Here is a 19,977-nt window from a genome sequence, read left to right as displayed (position 1 = left end):
ATCAGCAACTATAGCTTACCCTAAAAAAAACTAACTTATAAGTAATTTATAATAAAAAACATAATTTTTTTTAATCTTCGGTAATTATAGTACTCTTTATTTCATCATAACTAAACCCATTATATACTAAATAGTTTATAGCTTTTTGTTTTAGTTTTGGATCTAGCTGTAACATTTCAATATCTGTATACTTTTTATATAAACGCTTCTTGCATAAGTCAAACCAGTCAACGTCTAAACCCGCCAAAAAGTTTTCTACTAACTCTTGAGATAAACCTTTTTGATATGCAGCTATATTTATAATCCTCTTCTTTCCTCTTAATTTGTTAATTTCACTACTAACAAAAACCTCTACGAAGCGTTTGTCTGATAACCAATTATTTTGTTCAAACTCATCTAGCAATTGCTCTATTTGCTCTTGGGAGATATTTGCTCTTTTATTTAATTTATCAAAAAGCTGTTTACGTGAATAATCTTGCTTAGCAAGAAGATATAAAAGATAATTTCTTTCTTTAGATAAGCTCATTTTGAGTTTTTGAGTTTACTTTTGGTTCAGATTTTGGGTTTTGGTTTGCGTACTTTTGAGGAAGTAAAAGCTCTAAAATAGACTTTTCTATCTCATCACGTTCGACAGTATTTTCTTTTAGATAGTCTTTGGCTTTTTCTTTACCTTGACCTATTTTTTTACCTTTATAACTATACCAAGCACCAGATTTTTCAATAATATTATGTTTTGCACCAAGGTCAACAAGTTCTGCCTCTAAAGATATACCCTCTCCATACACTAGCTCAAATTCTGCCTGTTTAAATGGAGGAGCAACTTTGTTTTTAACTACTTTCACTTTGATTTCATTACCACTAACATCAGCACCATCTTTTAGCGACCCACCTTTTCTTACTTCTAATCTTACAGAAGAATAGAATTTTAAAGCATTACCGCCAGTTGTAGTTTCAGGATTACCAAACATTACTCCTATTTTCATACGAATTTGGTTAATAAACATTACCAAAGTATTCGAGCGTTTGATATTGGCTGTAAGCTTTCTCAAAGCTTGTGACATTAATCTAGCTTGTAGACCCATATGAGAATCTCCCATATCACCTTCTATCTCAGCTTTGGGAGTAAGTGCTGCTACAGAGTCAACAACAACGATATCCACGCCACCAGAGCGTACAAGCATATCAGCAATTTCTAAAGCTTGTTCACCAGTATCTGGTTGAGACACTATTAGATTATCAATATCCACCCCTAGAAGCTTAGCATATTTAGGATCAAGTGCATGCTCAGCGTCAATAAAGGCTGCTGTGCCACCTTGCTTTTGGCATTGTGCTATCGCAAGAAGAGTAAGAGTAGTTTTACCTGAAGACTCATGCCCATATATCTCTATTATTCGTCCTTTAGGATAACCTCCTATTCCTAAAGCAACATCTAAAGCTATAATCCCTGATGGGATAATGTCAATATCATGTGCAGCCTGCTGGTCACCCAACTTCATGATTGAGCCTTTGCCAAACTGCTTTTCAATTTGTGATAATGCTGATTCTAACGCTTTTTCTTTACTCATTTTTAGACTTCCTTAGTGTTGCTTAGTGCTATCACTAGATTTCAAAGAATCTTGATACATTGCGTCAAAATTTACTGCTGATAGACATAACTGAGGGAAACCGCCGCTAACTACTAAGTCAGAAATAGCTTCACGAGCGTAGTGATAAAGTATGTTAGGGCAAAAAGAATACTTAGCATGTTCTATTTGTTGATCTTGCATATTAGAAATTGTAAAAACACCTGCTTGCTTAACTTCTATTTCAAAAGCTGTGACACCATCATTCTCAACTTTCACTTCTACAGTTAGTATACTTTCATAAGTATTTTCTTCTGGTAGTTTTTCTGCTGTAATTTTTAAATCTGTATGTAATTGCGGTTTCCACTGTGTAGCCCATATTTTGTCAGAATTTGGAACAGAGAAAGAAAGATCCTTTATATAAACTTTTTGGATTTGAAATTGTGGTTGTGTTTGTTGATCCATTTTATGATCCCTCTTTAGTTTAGTCTTTTAGTTTGAAGATGATTTTACTGGATAGCTGGCTTGTAGCCATGCTTTTAGACCATCTTTCAAAATATATACTTGCTCAAAACCTTCTTTACGTAATAATTGCATAGCTTTTTCTGCTTGGTCACCATAAATAACTATTGGTTTTGTTTTGCTTTTAATTAACTTTTTATGCTTATCTGCCAAATCATTAATATTAATATTTTGAGCTCCTATAATATGAGTTTTACTGTATTGCTCATGATCTCTAACATCTAAATATATCCCTTTATTTTTATTTACAGTAGCAACTGCTTCTACTACCGAAAGCTTATATTGAGACTTCTTTGATTGTGTTAGCTCAAAAACTATATATATAGCTAAAATAAGAATAAAAGATATACAAAATAACAAATTCTGTGATACAAAGTAAGCTAGATTTTCCATAACTTATTGCTAATAATTAAAATATACCTGAGATAAGATTATACATATCTTTAGGTATAAAAAAAAGCAGTTTTGGGTATATGGGAGTTTGCAAACTAAAATTATATGTTTCTAACTGTGTTAAAAATGGGTTGCAAGTGTGAGATTATATACACACCTATATCGCATCAATGATAAAGTAAACCATGTCACAAATAAATCCCCAGCAAGTATATTCTCCCACTTTGAAAAGTTACACATCCTAGAATAATCATAAGAAGGAACACGAACTATTAGAGATGTAAATTTCAGATTTAGTAGTGATATCTGCATTGAGCAATGAGAATATTATTATCCTGAATTTTGTAAACTAAGCGATGTTCTCTATCGATCCTTCTTGACCAGTATCCAGTCCAATTGTGTTTAAGTGGTTCTGGACCACCCAAGCCTTCAAAATAATTTCTTTTAATATCTTTGATTAACTGATTTATACGCTTTAACTTTTTCTTATCATTTGCTTGCCAATAAAGATAATCTTCCCAAGCGTTAGTTGACCAAGATAATATCATTCTTCAATAAGCTCTTTTTGTATTGAATTACCAGACTCAAGTTCTTTTATAGATTGATCAAGTCTATTATAGTTATTTATGCTAGACATCAAATGCGCCGTTTCTTGATACGATTTAAAATCATCTAAAGACATCACAACAACAGCTTTTTTTTCGGAGCCTCTAGTAACAACGATAGGTTGATGATCCTCAATGACGCTATCCATCGATGATGCCAGCTCATTTCTGAATGAGGTATAGTTTAAAGTTCTCATAATTATCTCCAATTTATTCAATTAATGACTAGTATACTATAAGTACTCATATAAGTACATGATTTATCGTCCATCTAATTTCAGCTTGCAACAGCCCTACTATAGATCTCTGACTGGTGTAAAGTGTTAATTTTCACAATTAAAATTGCCAACTGTGAAGGGTGCCTGCAGTTGCGTGCTTATTTATAGACATTTCTCTAGCAAGTACTTTTATTTAGTTTAGAGAAAGTTTTTATTCATGAAACCTAAACTCTTTTGAATGCTTTGTCTCAGGCATCTTGTATATGACTACTAGAGTGATTATAGATGTAATTACTAAGTAAAAGGCAGGAGCATAACTAGAGTTGGTTAAATTAATTAACCAAATACAAATCATAGGAGTAGTTCCAGCAAATAAGGCATTTCCTAAATTATAAGCAGCAGACATGCCACTATACCTATAGTTTGTTGGAAAAAGCTCTGTAACAGCTATTTGAAAAGCTGCTGTCATGGCGGAAATAAGTAAAGCTAATATTAGCTCTAATATTAAGATACTTTCTAACCCCCCATTATTAAAAAATATAAACATAGGAAAACTTAAAATAGCAATTAGAATTATAGGAAAGTATAAAAATGGTTTTCTTCCCCATATATCTGATAACCACCCAAAAATAGGCGAGACTACCGCATACAGAGTTGAGACAACTACAGTTATAAACATAATTTTATTTACATCGAACTGTCTATTGGTTATCAAAATATTAGGTAAAAAAGTAGCCATCATGTAATAAGCAATACCCACATAGCCTGTTATTACAAATGTCCAAACAAGAGGCATCTTAGGGCCACTTAAAGCATCCCTTAGCGGAGTTTTGCTTAGTCTACACTCATTTTTTATGCTTCTAAAAAACGGAGACTCTTTTGCCTTTTTCTGAAGAGTAGTTGAAACAATTGCTAATATTAAGCCGACTCCAAAAGCTACACGCCAGCCATATGCTAGCATTTGTTCTTTAGTTAAAAAAGTAGATAATATACCAACAGTTGAAGCACTCATAATAACGCCTATTTGTGAAGCTAAACCAGCCAAAGCTGTCGTAAATCCACGATACTTACTTGAAGCGCTCTCTGCTAAAGCTACTAATACACCAGAATATTCACCACCTACAGAAAATCCTTGGAACATACGGGCAAAAAGTAATATAAAAATAGCCCATATTCCTCCAGACTCATAAGTAGGCATAATCGTCATAATGAACATAGGCACACACATAAGGATCATACTTAATGTAATTGCATAACGCCTACCAAACCTATCGCCTAATGATCCAAAAAAGAACCCTCCAAGCGGGCGCATAATATAACTAGCTGCAAATATACCAAACACTGTAAGCAAAGCTACTGTTTGATCTTCTGTTGGGAAAAACAATATGCTTAAATAAATAGAAAGATAACCATAAAGACTAAACTCAAACCATTCTAAAACTGCCCCAAGATTTGTTATAAAGATAGTTTTTTTTCGTTGACTTGGAGTTAATTGCTTTACCATTCTGGTTAGATAAATATTAGTGCTGCTATTTATTATATAGTTTTAAAACGTTTTAAAAGCATTTTTTTCTAAGTTTCGGTTTAAATATTTGGATTATTATTTGGAAACTTTCATCTAGTTTACAATTTTAAATTACAAATAGACTTGAATAATAATCTAAGGAATGTTTAAATTACTTGACTCCTAATGAGGTGTATTTTGGAATCAGAATAAACATTGAAAATACAATCTAGCGTTGATATACGAATTATGGTTTTATAAAAAGTTTAAATTACTTTTTGATTTCTCCATTAAGACAGCATTATTTAAAGTTGTATTTGCAATCTCTTCAAGTGCTTCTTTAGTTAAAAAAGCTTGGTGAGCAGTTACTAAAACATTTGGAAATGTGAGAAGCCTTTCAAAGATTTCATCATTAATGATTTCTCCAGACATATCTCTAAAGAAAATATCTTTTTCATACTCATAAACATCTATAGCTAAACCAGCTATGGATTTAGATTTAAGAGCTTTGATGGTAACTTGAGTATCAATTAATGCTCCACGACTTGTGTTGATTATAAATGCCGAAGTTTTTATTAAACTAAGAGCTTTTTGGTCAATTATATATTTAGTATCCTCATTTAGAGGGCAATGTAAGCTTATAACATCAGCTTCCTTAAATATAGTATTCAAATCTACTAACTTAGCATATACAGGTATATCCTTTTTGTTTATAAAAGGATCATACACTAAAATTTCTCCACCAAATCCAGACATAATTTGACCAAAAGCTTTACCAATATTACCGAAACCTATTATTCCTATAGTTTTTTGATGAATATCAAAACCTTCTAACCCCTCTATATTAAAATTACTTTCTTTGACTCTATTATAAGCCTTATGTATCTTACGATTTAAGCATAATAAAAGAGCTAAAGTATGTTCAGCAACTGAAAATGGTGAATATGCTGGTACTCTGGCAACTTTTATACCTAGACTTTTAGCATGGGCAATATCAACGTTGTTAAAACCGGCGCACCTTAGAACTGGAGTTACGGACTTTTGGGAAAAAGTTAAAGCGAAAAAGTTTTCTATGTGTTAATTTATAATTACATCAACTATGTTATGTTCTAAAAATGAAACAACGTGAATTAGCCAATCTATATACTGAATATTTATTATGTCAAAACTCCCAAGCAAGTGCGACAATGTGTTCAAGTATGTTAGATGAACTAGTAAAGCATGATAGTTTTTCTCGGATGTTAAAAGTTGGTAGTTATGAAAGTAAATATGTCTGGTTAAAAGGTAAAAGTATTTTAAACGCCTACAAAGATAAGCCAAAGATATTATCTATAGACAATACAATAAGTCCTAAATCTGATAGTATGGTCAATGAGGTAGTAAACTGGTTTTATGATCATTCTGTAGGTAGAGCAGTTAAAGGCATCAATCTTATTAGTGCTTTAATCCACGTTGGAGATGCTAATATTCCTGTAGGCTTTGAAGTACAAACTAAGGAAAACTTTGTAGTAGAAAAAGATAAAGCAGGTATGGAGCGCTTAAAGCGTAAAGCACGCTACACAATTAATGAACTGGCAAGAAAACTGATATTGAAAATTATTAAGAATTTCTCTAGTTTTGATTATATAGTAGCTGATAGATATTTTGCTTCTAAAACTAATTTGAAATTCTTTAACAAACATAAACTCTCGTATGTAATAGGTATAGCAAATAATCGTTTAGTTGCTAAGAGTAAAGCTAATGCTCTTGCTGGTAACTACTGTAGGTTAGATGAATTAGGATTGCTAGAAAATGAGGCTATGAAAATTTATTTAAAAGATATAAAATATAGTCTTGTGGTTACTCGCCAAGTCTTCAAAAACGGGGACAATTCAACAGGTGAGATTTATTTAATTACTAATGATCTAAACCTAGAGAGTAACCACATAGAAGATATCTATCAAAAAAGATGGAATATAGAAGTTTATCATCGAAGTATAAAACAAAACGCTAGTCTTGCTAAATCACCTACATCTGTAATTACTACTCAGCTTAACCATATAGGTTTATCTATAGGTGCATTTATTGAACTTGAAAAACTAAAACTTGCTTCAAATAAAAATCACTATGCGTTGAAAAGGAAAATGTTAATCGCCGCCAATCAAGCGAGTCATAGGGAAATTATAAAAATGAAAAAAATACTCAAAATGACTGCTTAAATTTAAAAGTCCGTAACTCCAGTTAGAAGAATATTTTTGACTCCAATATCATCAAGTTTATCTAATACATCTGCGTCACAAACATCATTTACAAAGATGCACACAGCATCATAGCCTTTAGCAAAAATAACGGTTTCCTGGTTTAAAGGATAATCACCAAAAGTTAGTTGATGATTAGAGTTTAGTTTAGAAAAATACTCTTTGTCATACTTTTTAGTAGAATAAAAAAAGATTTTCATGAGCTTTAGCTCCTGTTTTTAGCCAACAGAAATTCTCTTGTATTTAATTTTAGTAATAGCATCATACTTATCGCCAAGACGGCGTTTTTTATCTTCGATATAAGCATCATAGTTACCTTCAAACCATACTACTTCACTATTGCCTTCAAAAGCAAGCATATGTGTAGCAATACGATTTAAAAACCATCTATCATGTGAGATAACCATAATACAACCAGGGAATGCTAAAATAGCTTCTTCTAGAGCTCTTAAAGTTTCTACATCTAGATCGTTTGTCGGTTCATCAAGCAATATTACATTACCACCACTTCTTAATAGCTTGGCTAGATGAACACGGTTTCTCTCACCACCAGATAATTGAGAAATATATTTCTGCTGGTCTGCACCTTTAAAATTAAATCTACCTACATACTGACGTGATGGGATTGTAAATTTACCCACTGTGATTACATCTAAACCATCTGAGATCTCTTCCCACACAGTTTTGCTATCATCTAGAGCATCGCGAGATTGATCTACATATGCTAGATTTACAGTTTCACCAATTGTGATATTTCCAGCATCTGGAGTTTCTTTGTCTGTTAGCATTTTAAAGAAAGTCGATTTACCAGCACCATTAGCCCCAATGATTCCAACAATCGAGCCAGGATAGACATCCATATCAAGACCATCGATTAGTAATTTATCATCAAATGATTTAACAAGATCTTTAACCTTAATTACATTATTTCCTAAACGTTCTCCAGGTGGAATATATAGCTCTTGAGTTTCATTACGCTTTTGGAACTCTTGCGAGCTTAATTCATCAAATTTTGCAAGTCTTGCTTTTGATTTTGCTTGGCGGCCTTTAGCGTTTTGACGCACCCACTCTAACTCTTCTTTTAGTGCTTTTTGGTGGGATGATTCACGCTTTTCTTCCATTTCTAAGCGTTTTTGTTTTTGCTCAAGCCATTGTGAGTAATTACCTTTAAATGGTATACCTTCACCACGATCTAGCTCTAAAATCCATTCAGCAACATTATCTAAGAAATATCTATCGTGCGTAACAGCTACAACAGTACCTTTGTATTCTGCTAGGAATTTCTCAAGCCATGCTACAGACTCTGCATCTAAGTGGTTAGTAGGCTCATCTAGAAGTAGAATATCAGGAGCAGATAATAATAATTTACATAAAGCTACGCGACGAGCCTCACCTCCAGATAATTTAGTAACATCAGCATCCCAAGGCGGTAAACGTAAAGCTTCCGCAGCTACTTCAAGCTTACGGTCTATCTCCCAAGCACCAGCGGTATCTATAGCATTTTGTAACTCTCCTTGTTCTTCAAGGAGTTTTGCCATTTCATCATCAGACATTGGCTCACAGAACTTCATACTAATTTCATCAAATCTAGTAAGCATATCTTTTAAGTGGGAAAGGGCTTCTTCAACATTACCACGGACATCTTTAGTATGATCTAGTTTTGGCTCCTGTGGTAGGTAACCAATTTTAACTCCTTTACGTGGAGCTGCTTCGCCCACTATTTCAGTGTCAAGGCCAGCCATAATTTTAAGTAGGGTAGATTTACCTGAGCCGTTTAAACCAAGCACCCCAATCTTTGCACCATCAAAAAAAGATAGCGAGATATCTTTGAGTATATATTTATTAGGCGGCACAACTTTGCCGACCCTATGCATTGAGTATATATATTTTTCAGCCATGAAAATTATTTAAAAAATTAAAGGTAAACAGATTATAGCAGATATGCTTAATAAAGATGATAAGAGAAGATTATTTTTCATAACCAATATATTCAATAGAATCATTAGTCACTTCAAACTTAAGTATCACCATCATTTGTTTTTGTAACTACTAACCGCCAATGTGCGTTACTTTAATTCTAGTGTTTAAAATGTCTTATATTCGTAAAGACCATTGCTATACCAGCTTTATTCGTAGCGTTGATTACTTCTTGATCATTTTTGAGCCACCTGGTTGAATAACAGCTTTTGCACCTGCTTTGATACATTCTTCTAAACCATCAGCGAAAGGAAAAAAGCATCGGAAAGCAACTACAGAGTTTGTGGCTTAGGAGTCTGCTTTAAATTTTTAATGACTGCTTGCAGTAGTTCAATTAGTAATAATATGAAATATATTCGTAAAAATATATTAATAATTAAATAACTGTGTTATATTTAAAATAAACAAATAATGGAGTTATTTCAAATAATTAAATGGAAGAATATAAAATTAAAAAAATTATTAATAATATTAATCACATGCTAAAACTTGGTCGTAATAGTTTAGACTTATCTAATTATAATCTATATAATGTAGATATTAAACAAATATTTAATAAGATTGAATATCCAAATTTAGTAACCTCGCTTAATCTTAAAGGTAACAAAATTATAACGAATGGAACTTTTGAAATTGCTAACACTCTAAGTAATTTGGAAGCATTAAATTTGTCTGGTAATAAGATTGGGGATGATGGTTTAGGGCATATAACTTACCGTTTAAAGCAAATGAAACACTTAACTCTCTCAGATTGTGACATTACTGACAAAGGGGCAAAGGAAATTGCTAACAACTTAAAAAAGTTGGAACACCTTAATCTTGAGCATAATGAAATAGGAATTGAAGGTGTTCGAGATATTTTTACGAATTTAAAAAATTTGAACTCGATAGATTTTTCACATAATACTTGGTTAAAAACTGGGATAGAAATGTCTGATGGAAAAGAAATGGCTCAAGCTATTGGATCTTATTTACCAGCAAGCTCAAAAACCTCAATGACGACTCTAAAAATTTCAGGCTATCCTGAAGGCATGAGAAATGTAATCATAAAGATTGTATCTTGCTTACCCAACATAAAACACTTACACTTGTCTGGTAATAATATTGGTGATGAAGAAGTAGAACTTATTGTTGGTAAACTAACAGGTTTGGAGTCATTGGATGTTTCGAATAATAGAATCACAGATAAAGGAGTGGGAGACATTGTCTCAAGTTTGCCAAGCTTGAAAATATTAAATTTAAATTACAATAAAATCACAGATAAAGGAGTGGAATCCATTGTCTCAAAGATGAAAAGCTTGGAGTCATTAAAATTATGTGGCAATAAAATAAGTAACCTATCTATAGCTGATAGCCACGCTTTCAGACTGAGCAAATTGAAGTCTCTAGATATTTCAGGTTATGAAATTTCTTATTCTTTAGCATATGTGATTGGCCAATACTTAAATTTAAGGTCACTATACCTTTCTAATTGTGAAATAATTGATATTGATTGGCTACTAAATTTATCAGCTCTGGAATCGCTGGATCTTTCAAATAGTAAAACCATAGACTATTCGCGTGTGGAGAAGCTTACGCAAAGGTTACCAAATTTGAAATACTTAAATATTTCAAATTGTATACATATTGATAGTGAAATATTAACACACTTACGTAGAAAGTATGGTGAAAAAAACTTAATTATAAAAGGATAGTCGTTGTCATATAATTCTAGTGGTTATATTGCTAGATTGTATTCTCAATGTTTATATTTTGATTCAAATAAAATCGCGCTGTATTACACTAAAAATAGGTGTTGTTAGGGATTAATGTGGCATATTTTACCTATTTTTACAGTAAACTAACTTTATGCATTATACTATAGCCTACTAGGCATAAAAGTAGTACTAACTGAAATAGCTTAAAACCAGCTATTTCAGTAGATTCCGTGGTCAAGCCTGACGGAATTGTAAGTTAAATTCTTAGTATAATGTTTACTAAGGAGTTAAATCAGAGCTGTTTAATAGTTTTGATTATAACCCAAGCGACCGTCCCGGAATAGATTTAAACAATCGTCGTCATCAAGGTACTTGGGTTATCTCCTTAATACGTTTGGATAGTTGCTTGGTTTTAACGACCGTTTACAATCGCAAACATTTATAAACATACTAAGGAGATACTTGAAATGTATCATAATTTTATCGGTATTGATATATCAAAGAATGATTTTGTAGTAGCAATTCATGCTAAGAAAAAGACTTTTAAATATCTTAATAACTTAACTGGTTTTGATGAGCTTTTATCAGATCATCCTATACTCAAGGATAATTCTTTTGTAGTTCTTGAAACTACTGGAGGCTATGAAAAAGCTTTACTTGAATATTTAATAGCTAAGAATATAGTTGTTCACAGAGCTAATACTAGAGTAGTTAAACATTTTATTCGCTCTACAGGTCAATTACTGGAGTTACGGACTTTTGGGAAAAAGTTAAAGCGAAAAAGTTAAAGCGAAAAAGTTTTCTATGTGTTAATTTATAATTACATCAACTATGTTATGTTCTAAAAATGAAACAACGTGAATTAGCCAATCTATATACTGAATATTTATTATGTCAAAACTCCCAAGCAAGTGCGACAATGTGTTCAAGTATGTTAGATGAACTAGTAAAGCATGATAGTTTTTCTCGGATGTTAAAAGTTGGTAGTTATGAAAGTAAATATGTCTGGTTAAAAGGTAAAAGTATTTTAAACGCCTACAAAGATAAGCCAAAGATATTATCTATAGACAATACAATAAGTCCTAAATCTGATAGTATGGTCAATGAGGTAGTAAACTGGTTTTATGATCATTCTGTAGGTAGAGCAGTTAAAGGCATCAATCTTATTAGTGCTTTAATCCACGTTGGAGATGCTAATATTCCTGTAGGCTTTGAAGTACAAACTAAGGAAAACTTTGTAGTAGAAAAAGATAAAGCAGGTATGGAGCGCTTAAAGCGTAAAGCACGCTACACAATTAATGAACTGGCAAGAAAACTGATATTGAAAATTATTAAGAATTTCTCTAGTTTTGATTATATAGTAGCTGATAGATATTTTGCTTCTAAAACTAATTTGAAATTCTTTAACAAACATAAACTCTCGTATGTAATAGGTATAGCAAATAATCGTTTAGTTGCTAAGAGTAAAGCTAATGCTCTTGCTGGTAACTACTGTAGGTTAGATGAATTAGGATTGCTAGAAAATGAGGCTATGAAAATTTATTTAAAAGATATAAAATATAGTCTTGTGGTTACTCGCCAAGTCTTCAAAAACGGGGACAATTCAACAGGTGAGATTTATTTAATTACTAATGATCTAAACCTAGAGAGTAACCACATAGAAGATATCTATCAAAAAAGATGGAATATAGAAGTTTATCATCGAAGTATAAAACAAAACGCTAGTCTTGCTAAATCACCTACATCTGTAATTACTACTCAGCTTAACCATATAGGTTTATCTATAGGTGCATTTATTGAACTTGAAAAACTAAAACTTGCTTCAAATAAAAATCACTATGCGTTGAAAAGGAAAATGTTAATCGCCGCCAATCAAGCGAGTCATAGGGAAATTATAAAAATGAAAAAAATACTCAAAATGACTGCTTAAATTTAAAAGTCCGTAACTCCAGTCAATTAGGTAAATCAGATAATATTGATGCTATTGGACTAGCTAAATATGGGTATGAAAGACACCGTGATCTAGAATGTTATCAACCTAATGATGATAAAATGCAGAAGCTTATAAAATATATTCTTAGAAAACAAGATATTAAAAAACAGTTAGTAGCTGAAAAAAATAGATATCAAGCACCAGACCAAAAATGTACAAAAGACTCTCACCAAAGAATGATAGGATTCTATAAACAAGAGATTATGATTATAGAAAGTTATATAAATAAGTTAGTCGATGATTGCCAATACTTAGTAAAAGCTAGAGATCTATTAGTTAAAGAGGTTACTGGTTTAGGAAATGCTACAGCCACATCTTTACTTGCTTTGATGCCTGAGTTAGGAAACTTAAACCGTAAACAAATAGCTTCTTTAGCAGGAGTAGCTCCATATCCGTATGAAAGTGGTAAGAAGGTTGGTTATAGAAAGACTTATGGTGGTAGAGCTGATTTAAAACCTATATTATTTATGTCAGCATTAACTGCTGCTAGAAGTAATGGTAAGCTTGGAATATTTTATAGAGATCTTGTTGAAAAGGGTAAAAAGAAGATGGTAGCACTTGTAGCTGTTATGAGAAAAATTATAGTCATTGCTAATGCTAAAATTAGAGATCTAAAAAGAGATTTGAAGGTCTTATAAAGAAATTAGCAACATAGTTGATGACGTACTACTTTTTAGTATCGTTAGCTATATTTCAGAAAATGATTTCTTAGGGATAATAAACATGAGTGCGTATAGAAAAAATGAGGATACAGTCTATCATTTGGAATTTTATTAAGCGATATGCGTTTAAAGATAGTTAGCTTAAATTACTCAGCACGTTGGTTTTTTTAAAATCGTATCATTTCTCTAGGCGCATTATTTTATTTATATATAGTTAAAATAAATTTATAATTTAACGGATAATTTTTATTTACTTATGTTAAAATTATATATATTGCGGTTTTATTATTAGTTAAAATAAATTATGTATGGTATAACTCATAAAGAAATTGAAAAAATGGCTCGGTTTTTTGATAATGGAAAGGTAATGGACCTATCTAATTATGGATTAACTGATGATGCTATAGAGCTGCTAGTTAAAACTATTAAGCACCCTGACAAAAAAATTTATTTGAATCTTAAAAGTAACAGTATTGAAGATCAAGGAATAAAATATATTACTAATAAGCTAAAAAAATTGAAGGTGTTAGATCTTTCAGATTGTAAAATTACTGATCAAGGAGTGGATTTTATTGTTAATCAACTAGAAGGTTTGGCAAGATTAAACCTTTCAGGTTGTAATGTTACTGACAAAGGAGTAAAAAATATTGCTGTAAAGATATCATCTTTAAAATCCTTGAGCTTTTCAAGTCATGAAATTACTGATGTAGGAGTAAAAAGTATTGCAACTTTTATGTCACATACGAAATGTTTAAAATCCCTAGAACTCTCTAGCAATAGTATTACTGATGTAGGAGTAGAGTATATTACTACAAATCTGTCGTCTTTAAGTTCATTAAGCCTTTCTAGCAATAGTATTACTGATGTAGGAGTAGAGTATATTACTACAAATCTGTCGTCTTTAAGTTCATTAAGCCTTTCTAGTGATAGTATTACTGATGTAGGATTAAAGTATATTGCTCAAAATTTATCGGCTTTAATGTCCTTAAATCTTTCAGGTTGTAAAAAAATTACTGATGTAGGAGTAAGAAGTATTGCAACTTTTATGTCACGTACGAAACGTTTAAAATTCCTAGAACTTTCTAGCAATAATATTACTGATGTAGGATTAAAGTATATTGCTCAAAATCTGCCATCTTTAAGTTCATTAAGCCTTTCTAGTAATAGTATTACTGATGAAGGGGTAAGATATATTGCTCAAAATTTACCGGCTTTAATGTCCTTGAATCTTTCAGGTTGTAAAAAAATTACTGATCAAGGAGCGATAAGAGTTATTAGAAGTATGTTTTTAAAAGAACTAGATCTTTCAGGTTGTAATATTACAGATAGGGCATTGACACATCTTTGTAATCAAAGTTATAAAAGAGAGGGCTTTTTTAACAACCTTTGTGAAGCTAAATTGCCTGATGAAAGAAATTCTATCTCTAGTAATGTGGGAGGAGATACAATTTGGGGGGGACGATCACTTAACCTTTCTAATTGTAAAGGAATTACTGATGCAGGAGTATCATATGTCGCTCATTGTAGATTCTTGGAAGAACTTAATCTTTCAGGTAGTAGTGTTACTGATAAAGGATTGAAACATATTGGTTTTGGGCTATACAATTTAAGGATCTTGGACCTTTCAAATTGCTCTGATGTTACAGATAAAATGATAGCTCCTCTCCTTATAAATAACCTACCTAAATTGGAATTTTTAAATGTTTTGGGTTGTAATAATATTTCTATAGCTATGTTAAATTCGACTATCAGACTACGTCCAAGATTATTATCATTAAAAAGTGACATGAGCATATATAAAGATGACTTTAATACGGTGGATTTATCTTACAGTAAATTACCTCTATCGGATGTTATAGAAAGGGTGAATTTATTTTTAAAACTTAAAAGAAAAATTAATAAATTAAACCTCGAGGGTAACAATATTAAACAATTCCAGCTCAAAAGCATAATATCTCTTCTAAATTCTAGCGAAATATGTCAAAGCCTGAAGTCATTGAACCTTTCAGGTTGTGAAATTGATGATAAAGGATTGGAGGTTATTACTAAAGAACTGACACATTTGAAGACTTTAATTCTAGCAGGTTATACTGCAGGTAGCTTTTTAGAAGGATTGTTTGCAAATGGTAGGATGCCAAATTTGAGGACTTTAGTCCTTGCTGATTGTAATATGGAGGTTGATATGGTGGTGGCTTCTCGTATCACTCAAAAGTTCCAAAATTTAGAATCACTAGACCTCTCGGGCTGTAGAATTAGTGATAAAGGATTAGAAATTATAGCTAAAGGGTTAATACACTTGAAAACTTTAATTCTCGCAAATTGCGATATGGCTAGCATTAATGATGGATTGTTGGCGATTGGAGGGATGTCAAATTTGAGGACCTTAGTCCTTGCTGATTGTAATATGGAGGTTGACACTATGGTGGCTTCTTGTATTACTCAAAAATTCCAAAATTTAGAATCACTAGACCTCTCGGGCTGTAGAATTAGTGATAAAGGATTAGAAATTATAGCTAAAGGGTTAATATGCTTGAAAACTTTAATTCTCGCAAATTGCGATATGGCTAGCATTAATGATGGATTGTTGGCGATTGGAAAGATGTCAAATTTGGAGTCTTTAAATTTTTCAAGTTGTGGAGAAGGTATAAATGACAACGTCATATATTATATAGCTAGAACTTTACCAAATTTAAAGTTGCTCAATATTGCTTACTGTAAAATTACTGAGCAAGGGGTAAAAACTATTACAAACAAACTAAAAGGATTGAGTTCGTTAAATCTTTCAGGTAGTAACATTAGTGAGATGGATGCGCGTAGTCTTGCTCGTCAGCTAAATTGTTTAAAATTATTAGATCTTTCAAACTGTCAGAATATTAACGATAAGATACTGGGGACCTTCACCAAAGAGTTTCCACATTTGACATTCAAGAGTCTAGATTGTAAAAATTTAGGCTTTAAGACAAAGAGCTCGAAGTTATTAATAATAGGGTTTTAATGCCTGAAATGTCTTATATTCGTAAAGACCATTGCTATACCAGCCTTGTTTGCAGCATCGATTACTTCTTGATCATTTTTTGAGCCACCTGGTTGAATAACAGCTTTTGCACCTGCTTTGATACATTCTTCTAAACCATCAGCGAAAGGAAAAAAAGCATCAGAAGCAACTACAGAGTTCATGGCACCGGCATGAGCTTGAGCTTTTTCAGCTCCAATTCTTGCAGAATCAACACGACTCATTTGTCCAGCTCCAATCCCCACAGTTTGAGTATCCCTAGCATAAACGATAGCATTTGATTTAACATATTTGACTGCTTTCCAAGCAAACATCAAATCTGTCCATTCTTGCTCGCTAGGAATTCTGTTTGTAACTACCTTACAGTCTTGTATTGTAACGCCACCGTTATCGTAAGATTGAGATAGTAAACCTCCATGGATATTTTTACTAATCATACGTGATGATTTAGTATCAAAAATTTGACCTGTTTCTAAAACTCTTAGATTTTTTTTACTTGCTAATATTTCTAGAGCTTTAGGTGTGTAGCTAGGAGCTATTATTACCTCTAAGAACATTTTTCCTAATGAGTTTGCAAACTCTTCATCAACTTCGCAGTTAAATGCAACTATACCACCAAACGCTGAAATAGGATCACACGATAAAGCTTTCTGCCACGCTTGATAAGCATTTTTACCAGAAGCTATACCACACGGATTAGCATGTTTAATAATCGCACAAGATGGTTGTGTAAACTCACATACCATTTCAAATGCGCCATCTGCATCGTTAATATTGTTATAAGATAATTCTTTTCCTTGTAACTGTTTGGCGTTTGTTATACTTATTGTGTTAGAGTTTGTAGAGTATACAGCAGCTTTTTGGTGTGGATTTTCGCCGTATCTAAGCACTTGCTTTAGGGTGCCTACAGAAAAAAGTTTTTCTGGGTATTCTTCTTTTAATTCTTTAGAAAACCAATTAGCTATATGACTGTCATACTCTGCTGTATGTGAAAAAGCTTCTAAAGCTAGTTTTCTACGAGTCTCTAAAGTAGTAGAACCATTATTTCCTGCCATCTCTTTTATTATGGTTTGGTATTGGTTTGGATTAGTGACGATAGTAGTATGCTTGTGGTTTTTTGCACATGAGCGGACCATAGAAGGGCCACCGATATCTATATTTTCTATACAGGTTTCAAAATCAGCACCTGAAGCTACAGTGTTAACAAAAGGATATAAATTAACTACAACCATATCTATTTCGCCAATATTATTTTCTTGCATAGCTTTGATATGCTCAAGGTTATCTCTATCAGCCAAAATACCGCCATGAATTAGAGGGTGCAAGGTTTTAACTCGACCATTCATAATCTCAGGAAAAAGAGTATGTTCTGAGACATCTTTAACCTTTAATCCAGCATCTTTTAGAGTTTTAGAAGTTCCACCTGTTGATAAAATCTCAATACCATATTTAGCTAATTGATTTGCAAAATCTACTATACCAGTTTTATCCGAGACAGATATTAAAACCCTTTTGATCTTTTCCATTTTTATTCCTTATGAATTTAGAGTATTTATAAACTTTTGGTACTCATTATAACAATTTTGGATAGAAAAAAACTATAGTTAGTTTGTCTTGATAAAGATTGCACTAGCAAAATTAGTACTAATATATTAGTATATTAGTCATCTAAATTTTAAATCTCAAAAAATTCAAATAAATGTCAAATATCGTAATCGTTGGTGCCCAGTGGGGTGATGAAGGTAAGGGTAAAATAGCAGATACTTTAGCAGAAAAGTCAGATTTGGTCGTTCGTTACCAAGGTGGTAATAATGCTGGCCATACTCTTGTTGTAAATGGTAAAAAAACATTTTTACATCTTATACCATCAGGTGTTTTGCATAAACATACTAAGTGTGTAATAGGTCATGGAGTAGTTTTAGATCCAGTAGCTCTTGACCAAGAAATCACTAGATTACTAACAAATGGTGTAGAAATCTCTTCTAAAAATCTGTTTGTTTCTGAATCATGCGTTGTTATTACTTCTTATCACAAACTTTTAGATGCGGTTAGAGAAAATAGTACTAATGAGAAAATAGGTACAACAGGTAAAGGTATTGGCCCAGCGTATGAAGATAAAGTTTCTCGTAAAGGTATAAAATTTAAACATTTGTTTGATAAAGAACAGTTAAGAACTAGACTTGTTAATAGCTTATCGGAAAAAGAAACTTTGTTTAAAGATTTGTATAAAGTTGAGTATCCAAGCTTAGAAGAAGAGCTAGAAAGGTTGTATAATTTAGGACAAAAACTAAAGCAATATGCAGCAGATACTTTTTCCATAATTGATGGAGCTATTTCACAAGGTAAAAATATTGTTTATGAAGGAGCTCAAGGTGTATTGTTAGACATTGACTATGGTACTTATCCTTTTGTTACATCTTCAAATACTTCAGTAGCAGGTGTTTATTCAGGTGCAACAACAGCTGGTCATAATTTAGACCATGTAATTGGTATTACCAAAGCATATACTACTAGAGTTGGTGAAGGACCTTTCCCTACAGAGCTTTTTGATGATATCGGTAAATTTATCCAACATAAAGGTGGGGAAATAGGTGTAACTACAGGTAGAATCCGTAGATGTGGTTGGTTAGATCTACCACTTTTAAAATATTCTGCTAAATGCTCTAATTTAACATCTATAGCTTTAACAAAAATTGATGTACTTTCAGGTATGGACACTTTGAAAATATGTGTTGGTTATAATTATGAAGGTAGAGAAATCGATTGTGCTTATCCTGGTATTGATTTAGCTAAGGTTGAGCCTATATTAGTCGATTTAGAACCTTTTACTATCCAAGAAAAAATTACTCAAGATAATATACCAGAAGCTCTTAAAATATATTTGGAAACGATCGAAAAACATGTAGGCATTCCTATATCCGCAGTTGCTTATGGTCCATCTAGAGAACAAATTTTATTTTTAGAAGATTATTTTAAATAAAGGTTAAGTGTAATGAGTTATTCTGCGTATGATACAGATGTGTATATAACTAGTGAAGAAATAGAAAAAGAAGTAACAAAGCTTGCTCAAAAAATAAATAAAGATTATGAGGGACAAGAACTTACCTTAATATGTGTGCTTAAAGGCTCATTTATGTTTTTTGCAGACCTTGTTAGAAAGTTACGTGTAGACTTAAGAACTCAATTTGTAACAGCTTCATCATATGGTTCTGGTACTAAAAGCTCAGGTAAGGTAAATTCAACAGTAGAAGCTTTGAAAGAAGAGCATATTAAAGGTAAGAATATAATAATAGTTGAAGATATCGTTGATACTGGACATACTTACCATAGATTGCTGGAAGGAGTTAAAAATTTCCAACCTAAAAGTTTAAAATTTGCAACTTTATTATTTAAGCCAGCTAGATTAGAAAGAGAGGTAGTTTTAGACTATGTTTGTTTTGAAATAGAAGATAAATTTATAGTCGGTTATGGTTTAGATTATGATGAAAGATTTAGAGAGTTGCCATATATAGGTTTGATAAAGTAGAACACTTTTCTAAAATTTACCAATTTATAAGCGTAAGTGTGCTTTAAAACGACAGTTTAAAGTTTTCA

At 32.1% G+C, this 19,977-nt stretch carries 19 protein-coding genes and 2 pseudogenes; 9 read left to right on the top strand and 12 right to left on the bottom strand.

What is annotated here, in order from left to right; genetic code table 11:
- Positions 1-70 precede the first annotated feature (70 nt).
- From E4K63_RS07460 to E4K63_RS07430, 7 genes are all read right to left on the bottom strand, one after another.
- Positions 71-526: a regulatory protein RecX gene (locus tag E4K63_RS07460; protein WP_133942543.1), complete on the bottom strand. Its 456-nt coding sequence runs from the start codon at positions 524-526 to the stop codon at positions 71-73.
- A complete protein-coding gene (recA, locus tag E4K63_RS07455) occupies positions 513-1,565 on the bottom strand; it encodes a recombinase RecA (protein WP_133942544.1) in 1,053 nt (350 codons plus the stop codon). Before recA ends, E4K63_RS07460 begins: the two co-directional genes overlap by 14 nt.
- A 12-nt stretch (positions 1,566-1,577) precedes the next feature.
- On the bottom strand, positions 1,578-2,027 hold the full coding sequence (secB, locus tag E4K63_RS07450; RefSeq protein WP_133942545.1) for a protein-export chaperone SecB: 450 nt from the start codon (positions 2,025-2,027) through the stop codon (positions 1,578-1,580).
- A 27-nt stretch (positions 2,028-2,054) separates the two neighbouring features.
- A complete protein-coding gene (locus E4K63_RS07445) occupies positions 2,055-2,477 on the bottom strand; it encodes a rhodanese-like domain-containing protein (protein ID WP_035720378.1) in 423 nt (140 codons plus the stop codon).
- A 293-nt stretch (positions 2,478-2,770) separates the two neighbouring features.
- Entirely contained in the window at positions 2,771-3,025 is a 255-nt protein-coding gene (locus tag E4K63_RS07440; RefSeq protein WP_133942546.1) for a Txe/YoeB family addiction module toxin, read from the bottom strand.
- The gene (locus E4K63_RS07435) at positions 3,022-3,279 is read right to left on the bottom strand and encodes a type II toxin-antitoxin system Phd/YefM family antitoxin (protein ID WP_133942547.1); all 258 of its coding nucleotides are present in this window, start codon (positions 3,277-3,279) and stop codon (positions 3,022-3,024) included. The genes E4K63_RS07440 and E4K63_RS07435 overlap by 4 nt, the downstream gene beginning before the upstream one ends.
- Before the next feature lie 232 nt (positions 3,280-3,511).
- Entirely contained in the window at positions 3,512-4,804 is a 1,293-nt protein-coding gene (locus E4K63_RS07430; protein WP_133942548.1) for an MFS transporter, read from the bottom strand.
- Positions 4,805-4,924: 120 nt separating this feature from the next.
- Between E4K63_RS07430 and E4K63_RS08415 the strand changes: the two are divergent.
- A pseudogene (locus tag E4K63_RS08415) lies at positions 4,925-5,037 on the top strand (IS30 family transposase); the annotation flags it as partial.
- Between the two features lie 22 nt (positions 5,038-5,059).
- Here the strand turns inward: E4K63_RS08415 and E4K63_RS07425 are convergent.
- The gene (locus E4K63_RS07425; protein WP_243830518.1) at positions 5,060-5,773 is read right to left on the bottom strand and encodes an NAD(P)-dependent oxidoreductase; all 714 of its coding nucleotides are present in this window, start codon (positions 5,771-5,773) and stop codon (positions 5,060-5,062) included.
- Between the two features lie 146 nt (positions 5,774-5,919).
- On the opposite strand from E4K63_RS07425, the gene E4K63_RS07420 reads away from it, so the two are divergent.
- Positions 5,920-7,002 (top strand): IS701 family transposase, encoded by a 1,083-nt coding sequence (locus E4K63_RS07420; protein ID WP_179965672.1) that lies wholly within the window; start codon positions 5,920-5,922, stop codon positions 7,000-7,002.
- 2 nt (positions 7,003-7,004) lie between these two features.
- Here E4K63_RS07420 and E4K63_RS07415 read toward each other — a convergent pair whose 3' ends face one another.
- From E4K63_RS07415 to purH (E4K63_RS07405), 3 genes and pseudogenes are all read right to left on the bottom strand, one after another.
- Entirely contained in the window at positions 7,005-7,241 is a 237-nt protein-coding gene (locus tag E4K63_RS07415; RefSeq protein WP_133942550.1) for a Rossmann-fold NAD(P)-binding domain-containing protein, read from the bottom strand.
- Positions 7,242-7,259: 18 nt separating this feature from the next.
- Positions 7,260-8,939, bottom strand: a complete 1,680-nt coding sequence (gene ettA, locus E4K63_RS07410) for an energy-dependent translational throttle protein EttA (RefSeq protein ID WP_133942551.1) — start codon at positions 8,937-8,939, stop codon at positions 7,260-7,262.
- A 179-nt stretch (positions 8,940-9,118) separates the two neighbouring features.
- Positions 9,119-9,297 (bottom strand): annotated as a pseudogene (purH, locus tag E4K63_RS07405) (bifunctional phosphoribosylaminoimidazolecarboxamide formyltransferase/IMP cyclohydrolase); the annotation flags it as partial.
- Between the two features lie 155 nt (positions 9,298-9,452).
- Between purH (E4K63_RS07405) and E4K63_RS07400 the strand changes: the two are divergent.
- The 5 genes from E4K63_RS07400 to E4K63_RS07380 all read left to right on the top strand — a co-directional run bounded on the left by E4K63_RS07400 (position 9,453) and on the right by E4K63_RS07380 (position 16,365).
- Positions 9,453-10,712, top strand: coding sequence for a leucine-rich repeat domain-containing protein (locus tag E4K63_RS07400; protein ID WP_133942552.1), 1,260 nt, complete (start codon positions 9,453-9,455; stop codon positions 10,710-10,712).
- 470 nt (positions 10,713-11,182) lie between these two features.
- Positions 11,183-11,503 carry an IS110 family transposase gene (locus E4K63_RS07395; protein WP_244947446.1) on the top strand — a complete coding sequence of 107 codons (321 nt, stop codon included), beginning with the start codon at positions 11,183-11,185 and terminating at the stop codon, positions 11,501-11,503.
- Positions 11,504-11,562: 59 nt separating this feature from the next.
- The gene (locus tag E4K63_RS07390) at positions 11,563-12,645 is read left to right on the top strand and encodes an IS701 family transposase (protein WP_179965672.1); all 1,083 of its coding nucleotides are present in this window, start codon (positions 11,563-11,565) and stop codon (positions 12,643-12,645) included.
- Between the two features lie 44 nt (positions 12,646-12,689).
- A complete protein-coding gene (locus tag E4K63_RS07385; protein ID WP_342353778.1) occupies positions 12,690-13,346 on the top strand; it encodes a transposase in 657 nt (218 codons plus the stop codon).
- Between the two features lie 328 nt (positions 13,347-13,674).
- Positions 13,675-16,365, top strand: a complete 2,691-nt coding sequence (locus E4K63_RS07380; RefSeq protein ID WP_133942450.1) for a hypothetical protein — start codon at positions 13,675-13,677, stop codon at positions 16,363-16,365.
- Here the strand turns inward: E4K63_RS07380 and purH (E4K63_RS07375) are convergent.
- Positions 16,362-17,909 carry a bifunctional phosphoribosylaminoimidazolecarboxamide formyltransferase/IMP cyclohydrolase gene (gene purH, locus E4K63_RS07375; protein ID WP_133942451.1) on the bottom strand — a complete coding sequence of 516 codons (1,548 nt, stop codon included), beginning with the start codon at positions 17,907-17,909 and terminating at the stop codon, positions 16,362-16,364. The genes E4K63_RS07380 and purH (E4K63_RS07375) overlap by 4 nt on opposite strands.
- 173 nt (positions 17,910-18,082) lie before the next feature.
- Here purH (E4K63_RS07375) and E4K63_RS07370 point away from each other — a divergent pair, with 173 nt between their 5' ends.
- Together E4K63_RS07370 and hpt are read left to right on the top strand one after the other, a co-directional pair.
- Positions 18,083-19,363 (top strand): adenylosuccinate synthase, encoded by a 1,281-nt coding sequence (locus E4K63_RS07370; protein ID WP_133942452.1) that lies wholly within the window; start codon positions 18,083-18,085, stop codon positions 19,361-19,363.
- A gap of 12 nt (positions 19,364-19,375) precedes the next feature.
- Positions 19,376-19,909, top strand: a complete 534-nt coding sequence (gene hpt, locus E4K63_RS07365) for a hypoxanthine phosphoribosyltransferase (RefSeq protein ID WP_133942453.1) — start codon at positions 19,376-19,378, stop codon at positions 19,907-19,909.
- Positions 19,910-19,977: the final 68 nt, after the last annotated feature.

It is taken from the genome of Allofrancisella inopinata (assembly GCF_012222965.1).
GTDB lineage: Bacteria > Pseudomonadota > Gammaproteobacteria > Francisellales > Francisellaceae > Francisella > Francisella inopinata.
This window is presented reverse-complemented; position numbering and strand designations above follow the sequence as displayed.

What these genes read in the sequence shown, in the direction of transcription:
- E4K63_RS07415 (WP_133942550.1), bottom strand. Translation starts at nt 7,241, where the DNA reads ATGAAAATCTTTTTTTATTCTACTAAAAAGTATGACAAAGAGTATTTT.
- E4K63_RS07370 (WP_133942452.1), top strand. Translation starts at nt 18,083, where the DNA reads ATGTCAAATATCGTAATCGTTGGTGCCCAGTGGGGTGATGAAGGTAAG.
- E4K63_RS07395 (WP_244947446.1), top strand. Translation starts at nt 11,183, where the DNA reads ATGTATCATAATTTTATCGGTATTGATATATCAAAGAATGATTTTGTA.
- E4K63_RS07460 (WP_133942543.1), bottom strand. Translation starts at nt 526, where the DNA reads ATGAGCTTATCTAAAGAAAGAAATTATCTTTTATATCTTCTTGCTAAG.
- E4K63_RS07390 (WP_179965672.1), top strand. Translation starts at nt 11,563, where the DNA reads ATGAAACAACGTGAATTAGCCAATCTATATACTGAATATTTATTATGT.
- secB (WP_133942545.1), bottom strand. Translation starts at nt 2,027, where the DNA reads ATGGATCAACAAACACAACCACAATTTCAAATCCAAAAAGTTTATATA.
- E4K63_RS07420 (WP_179965672.1), top strand. Translation starts at nt 5,920, where the DNA reads ATGAAACAACGTGAATTAGCCAATCTATATACTGAATATTTATTATGT.
- E4K63_RS07445 (WP_035720378.1), bottom strand. Translation starts at nt 2,477, where the DNA reads ATGGAAAATCTAGCTTACTTTGTATCACAGAATTTGTTATTTTGTATA.
- E4K63_RS07430 (WP_133942548.1), bottom strand. Translation starts at nt 4,804, where the DNA reads ATGGTAAAGCAATTAACTCCAAGTCAACGAAAAAAAACTATCTTTATA.
- E4K63_RS07380 (WP_133942450.1), top strand. Translation starts at nt 13,675, where the DNA reads ATGTATGGTATAACTCATAAAGAAATTGAAAAAATGGCTCGGTTTTTT.
- hpt (WP_133942453.1), top strand. Translation starts at nt 19,376, where the DNA reads ATGAGTTATTCTGCGTATGATACAGATGTGTATATAACTAGTGAAGAA.
- recA (WP_133942544.1), bottom strand. Translation starts at nt 1,565, where the DNA reads ATGAGTAAAGAAAAAGCGTTAGAATCAGCATTATCACAAATTGAAAAG.
- E4K63_RS07440 (WP_133942546.1), bottom strand. Translation starts at nt 3,025, where the DNA reads ATGATATTATCTTGGTCAACTAACGCTTGGGAAGATTATCTTTATTGG.
- E4K63_RS07400 (WP_133942552.1), top strand. Translation starts at nt 9,453, where the DNA reads ATGGAAGAATATAAAATTAAAAAAATTATTAATAATATTAATCACATG.
- purH (WP_133942451.1), bottom strand. Translation starts at nt 17,909, where the DNA reads ATGGAAAAGATCAAAAGGGTTTTAATATCTGTCTCGGATAAAACTGGT.
- ettA (WP_133942551.1), bottom strand. Translation starts at nt 8,939, where the DNA reads ATGGCTGAAAAATATATATACTCAATGCATAGGGTCGGCAAAGTTGTG.
- E4K63_RS07435 (WP_133942547.1), bottom strand. Translation starts at nt 3,279, where the DNA reads ATGAGAACTTTAAACTATACCTCATTCAGAAATGAGCTGGCATCATCG.